The 14,131-nt window shown below is 70.3% G+C and carries 13 protein-coding genes; all 13 read left to right on the top strand.

From position 1 onward, the window contains the following. Positions 1-31: 31 nt before the first annotated feature. Positions 32-1,576 carry a Mur ligase family protein gene (locus Q0Q23_RS07075; protein ID WP_295121428.1) on the top strand — a complete coding sequence of 515 codons (1,545 nt, stop codon included), beginning with the start codon at positions 32-34 and terminating at the stop codon, positions 1,574-1,576. Continuing rightward, a complete protein-coding gene (gene murF / locus Q0Q23_RS07070; RefSeq protein WP_295121566.1) occupies positions 1,576-3,045 on the top strand; it encodes a UDP-N-acetylmuramoyl-tripeptide--D-alanyl-D-alanine ligase in 1,470 nt (489 codons plus the stop codon). Before Q0Q23_RS07075 ends, murF begins: the two co-directional genes overlap by 1 nt. Continuing rightward, positions 3,042-4,154, top strand: coding sequence for a phospho-N-acetylmuramoyl-pentapeptide-transferase (gene mraY, locus Q0Q23_RS07065; protein WP_295121426.1), 1,113 nt, complete (start codon positions 3,042-3,044; stop codon positions 4,152-4,154). The genes murF and mraY overlap by 4 nt, the downstream gene beginning before the upstream one ends. Then, positions 4,151-5,695, top strand: a complete 1,545-nt coding sequence (gene murD, locus Q0Q23_RS07060) for a UDP-N-acetylmuramoyl-L-alanine--D-glutamate ligase (RefSeq protein ID WP_295121424.1) — start codon at positions 4,151-4,153, stop codon at positions 5,693-5,695. Before mraY ends, murD begins: the two co-directional genes overlap by 4 nt. Continuing rightward, entirely contained in the window at positions 5,658-6,908 is a 1,251-nt protein-coding gene (ftsW, locus tag Q0Q23_RS07055; RefSeq protein ID WP_295121422.1) for a putative lipid II flippase FtsW, read from the top strand. The genes murD and ftsW overlap by 38 nt, the downstream gene beginning before the upstream one ends. After that, a complete protein-coding gene (locus Q0Q23_RS07050; protein ID WP_295121420.1) occupies positions 6,905-7,975 on the top strand; it encodes a glycosyltransferase in 1,071 nt (356 codons plus the stop codon). The genes ftsW and Q0Q23_RS07050 overlap by 4 nt, the downstream gene beginning before the upstream one ends. An 85-nt stretch (positions 7,976-8,060) precedes the next feature. Then, positions 8,061-9,473: a UDP-N-acetylmuramate--L-alanine ligase gene (gene murC, locus Q0Q23_RS07045; protein WP_295121418.1), complete on the top strand. Its 1,413-nt coding sequence runs from the start codon at positions 8,061-8,063 to the stop codon at positions 9,471-9,473. Positions 9,474-9,479: 6 nt separating this feature from the next. Continuing rightward, the gene (locus Q0Q23_RS07040; RefSeq protein WP_295121416.1) at positions 9,480-10,538 is read left to right on the top strand and encodes an FtsQ-type POTRA domain-containing protein; all 1,059 of its coding nucleotides are present in this window, start codon (positions 9,480-9,482) and stop codon (positions 10,536-10,538) included. 142 nt (positions 10,539-10,680) lie between these two features. Then, positions 10,681-11,856, top strand: coding sequence for a cell division protein FtsZ (ftsZ, locus tag Q0Q23_RS07035; protein WP_295121414.1), 1,176 nt, complete (start codon positions 10,681-10,683; stop codon positions 11,854-11,856). Continuing rightward, positions 11,822-12,523 carry a YggS family pyridoxal phosphate-dependent enzyme gene (locus tag Q0Q23_RS07030; protein WP_295121412.1) on the top strand — a complete coding sequence of 234 codons (702 nt, stop codon included), beginning with the start codon at positions 11,822-11,824 and terminating at the stop codon, positions 12,521-12,523. Before ftsZ ends, Q0Q23_RS07030 begins: the two co-directional genes overlap by 35 nt. A 69-nt stretch (positions 12,524-12,592) precedes the next feature. Next, the gene (gene sepF, locus Q0Q23_RS07025) at positions 12,593-13,108 is read left to right on the top strand and encodes a cell division protein SepF (protein WP_295121410.1); all 516 of its coding nucleotides are present in this window, start codon (positions 12,593-12,595) and stop codon (positions 13,106-13,108) included. 75 nt (positions 13,109-13,183) lie between these two features. Continuing rightward, positions 13,184-13,480, top strand: coding sequence for a YggT family protein (locus tag Q0Q23_RS07020; RefSeq protein WP_179605620.1), 297 nt, complete (start codon positions 13,184-13,186; stop codon positions 13,478-13,480). A gap of 181 nt (positions 13,481-13,661) precedes the next feature. Further along, on the top strand, positions 13,662-14,131 hold a 470-nt coding region (locus tag Q0Q23_RS07015; protein ID WP_295121407.1), incomplete at its 3' end, for a DivIVA domain-containing protein.

Genomic DNA, 14,131 nt, shown 5'->3' with positions numbered 1-14,131 from the left:
GAGCACTACCCGTCTACTGAAAGTGAGCCCCGTGACAGGACCGGCGCCCTCCTCTCTGCGCCCCGAGCATCCCGTCGCCCGCCCGCTCGCCCAGCTGGTCGCGGAGTTCGGGCTGGACGTGCGAGGTGACCTCGATGCGGTCGAGGTCACCGGCGCCGCCCTGGCGAGCTCGGCGGTCGAGCCGGGCGATCTCTACGTCGGCGTGCCCGGCAAGAACGCGCACGGCGCGAGCTTCGCAGCCGCCGCGGCCGAGGCCGGGGCCGTCGCGGTCCTCACCGACGAGGCCGGCGCGCGACTCGCCGCCGGTTCGGGACTGCCCGTGATCGTCACGTCCGACCCGCGGGCGGCCCTCGGTGCCGTCGCCGCCTGGATCTACCGCACCGACGAGAACGCGGCGACGCTGTTCGGCGTCACCGGCACCAACGGCAAGACCACCGTCGTGTACCTGCTGTATGCGATCCTCGGCCAGCTCGGCGTCGTCGCCGGGCTGTCGTCGACCGCGGAGCGCCGCATCGGCGAGCAGGCGATCACGAGCAAGCTGACCACTCCGGAGGCCAGCGAGTTGCACGCGTTGCTCGCCCGTATGCGCGAGGAGGGTGTGCGCGCCGTCGCCTTGGAGGTGTCCGCGCAGGCTCTGACCCGCCATCGCGTCGACGGCATCGAGTTCGACGTCGTCGGCTTCACCAACCTCAGCCATGACCACCTGGACGACTACGCGGCGATGGACGACTACTTCGCGGCCAAGCTGGAGCTGTTCCAGCCCGACCGCGCGCGTCGCGGTGTCGTCACGGTCGACTCCGACTGGGGCCGCGCCCTCGTCGAGCAGTCGCGCATCCCGGTCACGACGCTCGCGAGCGTGCCGGGCGTCGACGCCGACTGGACGCTCACGGTCGTGCAGGAGACCCTCGCCGAGACCGTCTTCGAGCTCGCCGGCCCGGACGGCCGCCGGCTCGAGACCAAGGTTCCGCTCCTCGGCGCCTACAACGCCGCCAACGCGGCGCTCGCGATCGTGATGCTCGTGGAGTCCGGTTACGACCTCGACGCCATCGGCGCGGCCCTCGACCGCGACGGCGGGATCGACGCCTACGTGCCCGGCCGCACCGAGCGGATCTCCGGCGACCACGGGCCCGTCGTCTTCATCGACTACGGGCACACGCCCGACGCCTTCCGGTCGTTGCTCGACGCGCTCCGGCGCGTGACCGAGGGCCGCATCGTCATGGTCTTCGGGGCGGACGGCGACCGTGACACCACGAAGCGCGCCGAGATGGGCGCGATCGCCGCACGCGGCGCCGACGCGGTGGTCATCACCGACTTCCACCCGCGCTCGGAGGACCCCGCGGCCATCCGCGCCGCCCTCCTCGACGGCGCGCGCGCCGCCGTGCCGGACGCCGAGCTCTCTGAGGTGGCCGATCCGCGCGCCGCCTTCCGCGCGGCGCTCTCGCTCGCCGGCGAGGGCGACGTCGTGCTGTACGCCGGCCCCGGGCACGAGGACTACCAAGAGGTCGCCGGCCGGCGCCTGCCGTACTCGGCACGTGACGACGCGCGCCTGGCCCTCCGAGAGGCCGGGTGGCTCTGATGATCGCGCTCACGCTGGCCGAGATCGCCGACGCGACCCGCGGCACGCTGCTGCTCGACGGAGCCGTGCTCCCGGACGGCACGGCCGCCACGCCCGAGACCGTCGTGGACGGCCTCTCCACCACCGATTCGCGGGAGGTCGTGCCCGGCGCGATCTTCTTCGCAAAGCCCGGGGAGGTGACAGACGGCCACCTCTTCGCCCCGCAGGCGGTCGAGGCGGGCGCGGCCCTCCTGGTCGTCGATCACGCGCTCGACCTGCCGGTGGCCCAGCTCCTGGTTCCCGACACCGTCGTCGCCCTCGGCGATCTGGCGACCGAGGTGATCGCGCGCGTCCGGGCACTCGGCACCCTCAAGATCGTCGGCGTCACCGGTTCCAACGGCAAGACGACGACCAAGAACCTGCTGCGCGCCATCCTCGAACAGCTCGGCCCGACCATCGCGCCGCGCGCCTCGTTCAACAACGAGGTGGGCGCGCCGGTGACCATGCTCGAGGTGACCGAGGAGACCCAGTACCTGGTCGCCGAGATGGGCGCGAGCGGCATCGGCGAGATCGCGCGCCTGGTGCGCATGGCCCGTCCCGACATCGGGATCGTCCTCAAGGTGGGCCTCGCGCACGCCGGCGAGTTCGGCGGTATCGAGAAGACGCTCGCGGCCAAGACCGAAATGGTCAGCGATCTGCTCGAGTCCGATGTCGCGGTGTTGAACCTCGACGACCCACGGGTCGCGTCGATGGCCGACAAGACCGCGGCGCGGGTGTTGTGGTTCGGCCTCGACGACCGGGCGGCGGTGCGCGCCACCGACGTGCGGTCCACTGCGCGCGGCACGGCGTTCACGCTGCACCTTCCCGCGCTCGACGGCATGGGCGACGCCGGTGGCGCTGGGCGCGCGGGCGAGAGCCGGACTGTGCAGTTCCAGGTCCTCGGCGAGCACCACGTGATGAACGCGTTGGCCGCTGCGGCCGCGGCGCACACGCTGGGCGTCGACATCGACACCATCGTGGGAGCCCTGCAGACGGTGCAGCGCGCCGAGCGGTGGCGCATGGAGGTCCTGGGCGGCGCACGCGGCGTCACCATCATCAACGACGCGTACAACGCCAGCCCCGACTCGATGGCCGCGGCCATCAAGACGCTGGCGCAGATCGCCGAGCCGGGGGAGCGGACCGTCGCCGTCCTGGGCGAGATGAGCGAGCTGGGCGAGTTCTCGGGCGAGGAGCACGACCGGATCGGCCTGCTCGCCGTCCGTCTCGGGATCGACCAGCTCGTGATCGTCGGCCCTGCCGCCCGGCGCATGCACATCACCGCCATCAACGAGGGGTCGTGGGACGGCGAGTCGCTGTTCTTCGAGACCCAGGACGAGGCGTTCGGCCACCTGTCCTCGACGCTGCGCGCCGGCGACACCGTGCTCGTCAAGTCGTCCAACTCCGCGGGGCTGCGGTTCCTCGGCGATCGACTGGGAGAATTCTTCTCGTGAGAGCCCTTCTGACCTCCGGTGCGCTGTCGATGGCGTTCACGCTGTTCCTCACGCCGCTGTTCATCCGGCTCTTCAAGCGCCTCCAGTGGGGCCAGTTCATCCGTGACGACGGCCCGCAGAGCCACCACGCCAAGCGGGGGACCGCCACCATGGGCGGCATCGTCGTCATCCTGGGGACCCTGTTCGGCTACTTCACGGCGCTTCTGCTCACCGGCGACGAGACGAGCGTCTCGGCGCTGCTCGTGCTCTTCCTCATGGTCGGTCTCGGTGTCGTCGGGTTCGTGGACGACTTCCTCAAGACCCGCCGCGAGCGCAGCCTCGGGCTCACCGGATGGGCCAAGGTCGCCGGTCAGGTCGTGGTCGCGACGGTCTGGGCGTTCCTCGCCATCCGCTTCCCCGACGGACGCGGGTACACGCCGGCGACGATGAGCGTCTCGTTCATCCGCGACCTGCCCATCGACTTCGGGTCGATCACCAAGTTCGGTGTGATCGGCGTCCTCGTCGGCTACGGGCTGTACCTGATCTGGATCAACTTCATCGTGGCGGCCACCTCCAACGGCGTGAACGTCACCGACGGCCTCGACGGGCTCGCCTCCGGCGCGAGCATCCTGGCGATCGGCGCCTACATCATCATCGGGTTCTGGCAGTCCATCCAGTCGTGCGCCAGCCCGACGCTGAACCCCGAGAACATCGCCAAGTGCTACGACGTGCGCGATCCGTTCGACCTCGCGATCGTCGCGACGGCGATCGTCGGCGCCGTGGTGGGCTTCCTCTGGTGGAACACCTCGCCCGCGCAGATCTTCCTCGGCGACACCGGCTCGCTCGCCCTCGGCGGCGCGGTGGCGGCCCTGGCGATCCTCAGCCGCACCGAGCTCCTGCTCGTGCTCATCGGCGGCCTGTTCGTGATCGAGGCCGGGTCGGTCATCGTGCAGCGTGCGTACTTCAAGATCACCCACGGCAGACGCATCTTCCTGATGAGTCCGATCCACCATCACTTCGAGCTGAAGGGGTGGGCCGAGATCACGGTCGTCGTGCGCTTCTGGATCATCGGCGGCCTGCTCGTGGCCGCGGGTGTCGGCTCCTTCTACCTCGAATGGCTGGCGACGTGACGTCGTCCGACGAGCGCCTGGCGGCTCTCACCAGCTGGCACCACGACTGGCGAGGCCTGCGCGTCGCCGTGTTCGGCCTCGGCGTGACCGGCTTCTCGGTCGCGGACACACTGGCCGAGCTCGGTGCCGACGTGCTCGTCGTCGCCGCGCGAGCGGACCAGGAGCGCGCCATGCTCTTGGAGGTCATCGGCGCGGAACTGCTCGAGCAGGCCGACCTGAGCGCTCCGCCCGAGAGGCTGGTCGAGTTCGAGCCGGAGCTCGTCGTGGTCTCCCCGGGCTTCCACTGGGACCACCCGCTGCTCCTCTGGGCGGCATCGCAGGGTGTCACGGTCTGGGGCGATATCGAGCTCGCGTGGCGCCTGCGCGACAAGGTCACCGGCCCCGACGGCAGCCCGGCCGACTGGATCTGCGTGACCGGCACGAACGGCAAGACCACCACCGTGCAGCTGACGGCCACGATGCTGCTCGCCGGCGGCTCGCGCGTCGCCCCGTGCGGCAACATCGGCGTGCCCGTGCTCGACGCCATCCGCGATCCTCAGGGCTTCGACGTCCTGGTCGTCGAGCTCTCGAGCTACCAGCTGCACTGGGTGAACCGCAATCGCGGAGGCGAGCTCTCGCCGTACTCCGCTGCGTGCCTCAACATCGCGGACGACCACCTCGACTGGCACGGCTCGCTCGAGGCCTACATCGCGGCCAAGGCCAAGGTCTACGAGAACACCCAGGTCGCATGCGTGTACAACCGCGCAGACAGCACCACGCTGCGCATGGTCGAGGAAGCCGACGTGGTCGAGGGGGCCCGCGCGATCGGGTTCGGTCTCGACGTGCCCGGGCCGAGCGATTTCGGCATCGTCGACGGCATCCTGTGCGACCGCGCCTTCCTCGAAGACCGGCGCAACAGCGCCATCGAGCTGACCACGCTCGACGAGCTGGCGGAGGCGGGCCTCGCCGCGCCGCACGTCGTCGCGAACATCCTCGCCGCCAGCGCGCTCGCCCGGTCGTACGGCGTGGAGCCGCAGGTCATCCGGGACGTGCTCACCGCATTCCGACTCGATGCCCACCGGATCGAGCTGGTGCGGGTGGAGGCGGGCGTCAGCTGGGTCGACGACTCCAAGGCGACCAACCCGCACGCGGCGGACGCCTCGTTGCGTGCGTACACGTCCGTCGTGTGGGTCGTCGGCGGCCTCCTCAAGGGCGTCGACGTCGGACAGCTCGTCGCCGCCCACGCCGGGCGGCTGCGCGGTGCCGTGCTGATCGGGGTCGACCGGGCCGAGCTGCTCGCGGCATTCGAGCGACACGCCCCCGGGCTCCCGGTGCTGGAGGTGGACGCCGACGAGACTGAAGGGGTCATGCCGACGGCGGTGCGGCTGGCCGGCGGTCTCGCCCGCGAGGGCGACACCGTGCTGCTCGCACCGGCGGCGGCGTCGATGGACCAGTTCGCCGACTATGCAGAACGCGGGCGCCTCTTCCAGGCGGCCGTCAACGAGTTTTTTGGAGGTGAGGCGGATGACGACGACTCCGCCTCGACTCCGTCCGGCGCCTGACGGGTCCGACTCCGAGCGCGAGCTCCGCGGCCCCCTTGCGGCGCGGATATCGCTGGGCCGCGCCATGAACAGCGAGTCGGCCGACTACTATCTCCTGCTCGGCATCACCCTGTTCATGGTGGTGTTCGGGCTCGTGATGGTGCTCTCCTCGTCGTCCGTCGAGTCGCACAACGACACCGACAACTTCTTCTCCCGGTTCTGGTCGCAGGGCGCGTACACGCTGGTCGGCCTCCCGCTGATGTTCCTGGTCTCGCGCATCCCGCTGCGGTTCTGGAAGCGATCGATCTGGTTCATCCTCGGGGCGGCGTGCTTCCTGCAGCTGCTGGTGCTGCTGACACCGCTCGGCGTGGAGATCGGCGGCAACCGCAACTGGATCCGGATCGGCGGCTTCGTCGGTCAGCCGTCGGAGGCCATCAAGCTGGCGCTCGTGGTCTGGCTCGGGGTCGTGCTGGCCCGCAAGCAGGACCTGCTCGACGATTGGCGTCACGTCGCCCTGCCGGTCCTGCCGATCGCGGGCGGCGCCATCGGCCTGGTGGTGCTCGGCGGCGACCTCGGCACGACCGTCGTGATGGCGGCGTTCGTGCTCGGCGGACTGTTCTTCGCGGGCGTCCGGCTGCGCTACCTCGTCGCCGGGCTGGCCGGAGTTGCGGTGGTCGCCGTGTTCGTGGCCATGTCGAGCGCGAGCAGAATGGGACGCATCGCCGCGCTGTTCGGCGGCACCAGCGCCGCCAACCCCGATGTCAACTGGCAGATCGACAACGGCTTCTACGCGCTGGCCTCCGGAGGCGTCTTCGGGGTGGGGCTCGGAAACTCCCACTCGAAGTGGTCGTGGCTGCCCGCCGCCGACACCGACTTCATCTTCGCGATCATCGGGGAGGAGCTCGGCCTGATCGGCGCGATCGTGGTCCTCCTGCTGTTCGTCCTGCTCGCGATCGTCTTCCTGCGGATCATCCACTCGTCCACCGACACGTTCCCGCGGGTCACGACGGCCGCGATCATGGTGTGGCTGATCTTCCAGGCGTTCGTCAACATCTCCGTCGTGCTGGGCGTCATCCCGGTGCTCGGAGTTCCGCTCCCACTGATCTCTGCGGGAGGTACTGCGATGATCAGTTCCATGATCGCAATCGGCATCGTGTTGTCATTCGCCCGCCAGAACGCCCGAGACGCCCGTCGTGTCAAAGGTTCCGCTGCCGGCACGGGCGCCACGGCGTGAGCCGCTATCTGCTGGCCGGCGGGGGGACCGCCGGCCACGTCAACCCGCTGCTCGCGGTCGCCGACCGGTTGCGCCGCGACGACCCCGGGGCGGAGGTCGTCGTGCTGGGCACGAAGGAGGGCCTGGAGGCCCGATTGGTGCCGGCGCGCGGCTACGAGCTCGCGACGATCGCGAAGCTGCCGTTCCCGCGCCGCCCGAACGGCGCCGCCCTGCGCTTCCCCGGCCAGTACCGGCACGCGGTGCGCTCGGTGACGCACCTCATCCGCGACCGCGGCATCGACATCGTCGTCGGTTTCGGCGGATACGCCGCGGCACCCGCGTACTCGGCGGCGCGGAGCGCGAAGGTGCCGTACGCCCTGCACGAGGCGAACGCGCGGCCGGGACTCGCGAACCGCCTCGGTGCGCGCTCGACGCCGTGGGTCGGGGTGGCGTTCGAGGGGACCCGGCTTCCGCACGCGCGCTTCGTGGGGATGCCGTTGCGCCCGGAGATCGAGGAGCTCGATCGCGCCGCCGCGCGCCCGGAGGCCCTCGCGGAGTTCGGCTTCGCGGCAGACCGGCCCACGCTCCTCGTCACGGGTGGATCGCTCGGCGCCCGGCGCCTCAATCAGACGATCGCCGATCGCGCGGAGGAGGTGACCGCGGCCGGCTGGCAGGTGCTGCACATCCAGGGCGGTCGAGGGGAGCTGACCGACCCCGGCATCGAGCACTATCGGCTCCTGGACTACTGCGACCGCATGGACCTCGCCTTCGCCCTCACCGACTTCGCGGTCGCCCGGGCGGGCGCCGCGACCGTGTGCGAGTTCGCCGCTCTCGGCATCCCCGCGGTGTACGTGCCGTTCCCGATCGGAAACGGCGAGCAGCGCTTCAACGCGGCGGGCGTGGTCGAGGCGGGAGGCGGCATCCTGGTCGACGACGCCGTGTTCCTCCCGTCGTGGGTCGACGCCCGCCTGCTTCCGCTGCTGGCCGAGCGTCCCGCGGTCGAGGAGATGGGGCGCCGCGCAGCGAGCACCGGCGTCCGCGACGGCTCGGACCGGATGGTCGCGCTGATCCGGAGTGCCCTGGGCTGATCCGGAGTGCCCTGGGCCGAATACCGAGGTTGGCCGCGTAGCCTGTACTCTGTTCAACCCGAATCGCGGACCGAAAGCAGCACCTGTGACGATCAAACCCGACCTCGACGCCACCATTCCCGACGACCTGGGCAGCCTGCATTTCGTGGGGATCGGCGGGTCGGGCATGAGCGGCATCGCGCGGCTGTTCCTCGAGTCGGGCCACCGGGTGACCGGATCGGACGTCCGGCATTCGGCGAACGTCGATGCGCTGCGCGCCCTGGGCGCCACGATCGCGATCGGCCACGACGCCGCGAACGTGGGCGACGCCGACACCTTGGTGGTGACCGGTGCGCTCTGGCAGGACAACCCGGAGTATCGGCTGGCGCTCGAGAAGGGCATCCCGGTGCTGCACCGGTCGCAGGCTCTCGCGTGGCTGATCAACCGCAAGCGGCTCGTCGCGGTCGCCGGCGCCCACGGCAAGACCACGTCGACGGGCATGATCATCACCGGTCTGCTCGGTCTCGGCGAAGACCCGAGCTTCGTCAACGGCGGCGTCATCGCCTCCCTGGGCAAGAGCTCGCAGGCGGGCAGCGGCGAGCTGTTCGTCGTGGAGGCCGACGAATCCGACGGCTCCTTCCTGCTCTACGACACGGCCGTCGCCCTGATCACCAACGTCGACCCGGACCACCTCGATCACTACGGCTCGCTGGAGGCGTTCGAAGACGCTTTCGTGACATTCGCCCGAGAGGCGGACGAGTTCGTCGTCGTGTCGTCGGACGACGCCGGCGCGACACACGTCCACCGCCGGCTGCAGGAGGTCGCACCCGACAAGCGCGTCGTCACGTTCGGCGAGGCCGACGGCGCGGACGTGCGCGTCCACTCGATCGTCACGGACGGCCCCGTCGCGTTCGCCCTCAGCTTCCGCGGCCGGGAGTACACCGCCCGGCTGCGCGTGCCCGGCCGCCACAACGCCATCAACGCGGCCGGCGCGTTCGCGGTCCTCACCGGTCTGGGCTTCGACCCCGAGGCGACCCTGTCGGCCATCGCGGAGTTCGGGGGCACCGAGCGCCGGTTCGAGCTGCACGGCACCGTGGGCGGCGTGAGCGTCTACGACGACTATGCGCACCACCCGACCGAGGTCGCCGCGGCCCTTGCCGCCGCGCGGACGGTCGTGGGCGAGGGCCGCATCATCGCCGTGCACCAGCCGCACCTCTACAGCCGCACCCGGCTCTTCGCGCGGGAGTTCGCCGAGACGCTCGAGACCTACGCCGACGAGACCGTCGTGCTGGATGTGTACGGCGCGCGCGAGGACCCGGAGCCCGGAGTGACCGGCGCCCTCGTCGCCGACCGCTTCGAGCATCCCGAGCACGTCGCCTTCATCGCCGACTGGCAGGCGGCCGCGGACCACACGGCGACGATCGCTCGCGAAGGAGATTTCGTCATCACGCTCGGCTGCGGCGATGTGTACCGCATCGTGCCACAGCTGCTCGAGTCGCTCCGCCGCGTTCGGGAGTAACGGCAGGTGAAGCGTCCCCAGGGTTTCGACCGGTCCGCCGCGCCTCGGGCCGGTGCGCCGGACGAACCGGCGCCGGCAACGCCCGAGCGCGGTGCTGTCGGAGAACGCCCGGCAGCCGTCGGAACGGTCACCGAGCCCATCCCGATCGTGGGAGGCCAGGGGCCCGCTGCGTCGGGGACGACGACGGCCGAGGCGCCCGGTGGAGTCGACACGCCGGAGCGCATCGCGACACGCAGGCCGTGGACGCGGCCGCGAGCGTCGGCCGACCCGGCGGTCGGCCGTGTGCCGAGCAACCGCGAGATCTCGCGCGCGCTGCGAGCGGCCCGCGCCGAGCGCAAGCGCGTCGAACGCGGCGAGGTGCGCCGGTTCACGAAGCGTTCGCGGCACCGCAGGATGATCTGGCTGAGTGCCGCCGGCGTGGTCGTCGCCCTGGTGCTCGGGGTCGTGGCGGTCGGGCTCTCGCCGCTGCTCGCCCTGCGCCACGTGGAGGTCGTGGGAGCCTCCCGCCTCGATGCCGCCACGATCGCGAAGAAGCTCGGAGACCAGGTGGGCACGCCGCTCGTCCTGCTCGATCAGGCCGAGATCTCCAGCGACCTCGCGGGCTTCCCGCTGATCCGCAGTTACACGCTCGAGAGTCATCCGCCCGACACGCTGGTGGTGCGCATCGTCGAGCGCCAGCCGATCGGGGTCGTGCAGCAGGGTTCGGCGTTCGTGCTGGTCGACGAGGCCAAGGTGCCGATCTCCTCGAGCGCCGCGCGGCCGGCCGACTTCCCGCTCATCTCGGCCACCGGTGCGGCGGCGGACGCGAACGCGGACTCCGGGTTCGCCGCGGCGGCCGCCGTGTTGGCGTCGCTGCCCTCCGACGTGCGCGCACAGATCGACACCATCTCGGCGAAGACCAAGGACGACGTGTCGTTCACGCTGCGCGGCCGCACGGCGACGGTCGTCTGGGGGAGCGCGGAGGACTCGGCGCTGAAGGCCGCCGACCTCGCGGCTCTGCTCAAGGGCGCTCCGGACGCACACCGTTACGACGTCTCGTCGCCCCACAGCGTGACGACGGGATGACCGGGTTGGAGGCCACTTTGCCGACACGCCTGGAAGCTGCGGCGGCTGGGAGCCATGCGCCTCTACCGTCGAATCGAGAATTGCATACTCAGCATAACTTTAAGCCTCGACTAGAGGTTGAAGGTTCCCGTGGAGGCCGGAAGTGACAGCAAACCAGAACTACCTCGCCGTGATCAAGGTCGTCGGCATCGGCGGCGGCGGCGTCAACGCCGTCAACCGCATGATCGAGCTCGGCCTGCGCGGCGTCGAGTTCATCGCCATCAACACGGACGCGCAGGCGCTGCTCATGAGCGACGCCGACGTGAAGCTCGACGTGGGCCGTGAGATCACGCGCGGACTCGGCGCGGGAGCAGACCCCGAGGTCGGCCGCCGCGCGGCGGAAGACCACGCCGAGGAGATCGAAGAAGCGCTCGCCGGCGCCGACATGGTCTTCGTCACCGCGGGGGAGGGCGGCGGCACCGGCACGGGCGGCGCGCCGGTCGTGGCACGCATCGCCAAATCGATCGGCGCCCTGACCATCGGTGTGGTCACCAAGCCGTTCTCGTTCGAGGGCAAGCGCCGCCAGCAGCAGGCCGAGTCCGGCGTCCAGCGCCTCAAAGAAGAGGTCGACACCCTCATCGTGGTCCCGAACGACCGGCTGCTGGAGATCAGCGACCGCGGCATCAGCATGCTGGAGGCGTTCTCCACCGCCGACCAGGTGCTCCTCGCCGGTGTGCAGGGCATCACCGACCTCATCACGACCCCCGGCCTGATCAACCTCGACTTCGCCGACGTCAAGTCCGTGATGCAGGGCGCCGGCTCCGCGCTCATGGGCATCGGCTCGTCTCGCGGCGCCGACCGTGCCATCAAGGCCGCGGAGCTGGCGGTGGCCTCGCCTCTGCTCGAGGCCTCCATCGACGGCGCCCACGGGGTGCTGCTCTCCATCCAGGGCGGCTCGAACCTCGGCATCTTCGAGATCAACGACGCCGCCCGTCTGGTTCAGGAGGCCGTGCACCCGGAAGCCAACATCATCTTCGGTGCGGTCATCGACGACACCCTCGGCGACGAGGTGCGCGTCACGGTCATCGCGGCGGGCTTCGACGGCGGGGAGCCGAAGTCGGTGCAGGCGGTGGCCGACACGCGTCGCTCGACGTTCGTCGAGACCGGGTCGGACGAGGCGGCAGCGGCTTCCTCGGCGACGGTGGAGGCAGGCGAGGTCGACGCGCCCGCCACGCAGTGGCACGCGACCGGTGAGACCCCGGTCACCGAGACGGCCCAGAAGGACCCGGCGTTCGACGACGAGAATGACGACCTCGACATCCCCGACTTCCTCAAGTAGCCCGCTCGCCGAGCGCCTGGCCGCGGTCCGTGGCGGCATCGCCGATGCCGCCAGGGCCGCCGGGCGCGCGCCGGAGGAGCTGACGACGATCGTCGTGACGAAGTTCCATCCCGCGTCCCTCGTGCGCGAGCTGGCCGCGCTCGGCGTCGAGGATGTGGGGGAGAACCGTCACCAGGAAGCCCAGGAGAAGGCGGCGGAGCTCGCCGACCTCAACCTGCGCTGGCACTTCGTCGGCCAGCTGCAGAGCAAGAAGGCGCGGCAGGTTCGTCGCTACGCGCGGGTGATCCACTCGCTCGATCGGTCTTCGCTCGTCGATGCGCTCGCCTCCGACGAGGCGGAGATCGACGCCTTCGTGCAGCTCAACCTCACGGACGACCCGGCACGGGGCGGGGTCGCCGACCGCGACCTCGAGCCGCTGGTCGAGCGGGTCCTCGAGACGCCGGGGCTGCGGCTGCTCGGCGTCATGGCGGTCGCGCCGCTCGACGAGGAGCCCGCCCGCGCGTTCGAGCGCGTGCGCCGGGCGAGCGAGCGCGTCCAGCGCATCGCCCCCGGGGCGAGCGCCATTTCGGCAGGGATGTCCCAGGACTACCGCGAGGCCATCGCCGCGGGCGCGACACACCTTCGGATCGGCACCGCCATTACCGGGAATCGGCCGACCCTTCGTTAATCTCGAAAGGGAGAAGGTTCATAACGTGCGTGCGAGGCGTCGGCGCACCGGTCTACACGGAGGAAGCGCATGGCCAACCCGCTGAAGAAGACGATGGTCTACCTGGGCCTCGCCGACGAGGAGCTCGAGTTCGACGAGCAGCCTCAGGAGCAGGCGCAGCACCAGCCGCGTCGCGAGGCTCCCTCGCCCGCGCCGGTCCAGCCCGTTCCGCACCCCGCTCCGGTCGCCCCCGTGGCCGGACGCGCTCCGGTCACGCCGCTGCGCAAATCGTCCACCGCACGGAATGTTTCGGTACAGGAAATGAACGAGATCCTCACAGTCCACCCCCGTCAGTACCGCGATGCGCAGGCGATCGCCGAATCCTTCCGCGAAGGCATCCCGGTGATCATCAACCTCTCGCAGATGAGCGAGAGCGACGCCCGCCGCCTGATCGACTTCGCGAGCGGCCTCTCCCAGGGGCTGTACGGCAAGATCGAGCGGGTGACTCCCAAGGTGTTTCTGCTGTCCCCCTCCCACGTCGTGGTCTCGGGTGAGCACGGCGGCCAGGACGCCGACGTCGACGCCTCCTTCTTCGCGCAGGCCTGACCGCCTCCGCCCGAAAGCGCACTGTCCGTCCGGACGGTGCGCTTTCGTGCATTCTCGGTCGTTCATACTGGAGACGTGCTTGTCGTCTCGATCATCGCGAACGTCCTTTACTACGTCCTCCTGATCTACTTCTTCGTGCTCTGGGCACGATTCGTCCTCGACCTGGTGCGTACGTTCGCGCGGCAATGGCGGCCCCGCGGCTTCGGGCTGGTGCTGGCCGAGTCCACGTATGTGGTCACCGACCCGCCGATCCGCTTCTTCCGGCGGATCATCCCGCCGCTCTCGATGGGCCCGGTGGCCATCGACTTCGGCTGGAGCCTCACCATGCTCGTCGTGATCATCGGCTTGTACGTGACCCTGAGTTTCACCTGAACCCGAAGATTCGCCGTGATCGCGGCCGAGCGTCGGTGTCGGGACCGGACGTGCACCCGTTGTAGTGTGGTCGGGGCCAATGCATCACGGGTGCGGCGGAGTGCGCTCTCGCAGTGCACTTTGCTAGCGTTGGCTGAACGCACTCAATGTTCGTCTTTTTCATGATCTAAGGTGGCTTGCCATGGCGCTGACTCCGGAAGATGTAGTCAACAAGCGGTTCCAACCGACGAAGTTCCGTGAGGGCTACGACCAGGACGAGGTCGACGACTTCCTCGACGAGGTCGTCGTCGAACTGCGTCGGCTGAATCAGGAGAACGAGGAGCTCAAGCAGCGCCTCGTCGCGGCCGACTCGCGCATCGCAGAACTGCAGCGCAGCGGCGGCGCCGCCCCCGCGGCCTCGGCGGCCCCGGCCGCCGACAACGGCGAAGCGCAGCGCCTCCAGCAGGAGAACGAGGACCTCAAGCAGCGCCTCGCCGCCGCACAGCGCGAGGCGGAGGCTGCGCGCCAGCAGGCTGCCGCGGCGCCCGCGGCCGCTGCGGGCGGAGCCGCTGCCGGGTTCGTCGCCGGAGCGACCGACGCGAACGACCCGAACGCGACCAACAACCTCCTCCAGCTCGCGCGCCGTCTCCACGAGGAGCACGTGCGCGAGGG

The sequence above is a fragment of the uncultured Leifsonia sp. genome, from assembly GCF_945957465.1.
In the GTDB taxonomy this organism is placed as follows: Bacteria; Actinomycetota; Actinomycetes; order Actinomycetales; family Microbacteriaceae; genus Leifsonia.
The sequence above is the reverse complement of the archived record's forward strand: the minus strand, read 5'-3'. Positions and strand labels throughout refer to the sequence as shown.